Below are 285 nucleotides of genomic sequence, written 5' to 3'. Positions count from 1 at the left end.
AATGGCTCTAAAAAATGGTGCCGGCCAGAGGACTTGAACCCCCAACCTACTGATTACAAGTCAGTTGCTCTACCAGTTGAGCTAGGCCGGCAAAAATGGTGGAGAATGACGGGTTCGAACCGCCGACCCTCTGCTTGTAAGGCAGATGCTCTCCCAGCTGAGCTAATTCTCCATTTAACAATATTGCCCGGCAGCGTCCTACTCTCGCGGAACGTAAGCCCAACTACCATCGGCGCTAAAGAGCTTAACTTCTGTGTTCGGCATGGGAACAGGTGTGACCTCTTT

General features: G+C 51.6%; 2 tRNA genes and 1 rRNA gene. All 3 read right to left on the bottom strand.

Annotated elements, in window-relative coordinates:
- Positions 1 to 15: 15 nt before the first annotated feature.
- Positions 16 to 91 (bottom strand) — tRNA-Thr (locus tag LQ609_RS12630).
- A 5-nt stretch (positions 92 to 96) separates the two neighbouring features.
- Positions 97 to 172: transfer RNA gene (locus LQ609_RS12625), tRNA-Val, on the bottom strand.
- Positions 173 to 185: 13 nt separating this feature from the next.
- Positions 186 to 285: ribosomal RNA gene (rrf, locus tag LQ609_RS12620) — 5S ribosomal RNA — on the bottom strand; the annotation flags it as partial.

Origin of the sequence: Mammaliicoccus sp. G-M28, from assembly GCF_022386595.1 — a bacterium.
Taxonomy (GTDB): Bacteria; Bacillota; Bacilli; order Staphylococcales; family Staphylococcaceae; genus Mammaliicoccus; species Mammaliicoccus fleurettii.
The sequence above is the reverse complement of the archived record's forward strand: the minus strand, read 5'-3'. Positions and strand labels throughout refer to the sequence as shown.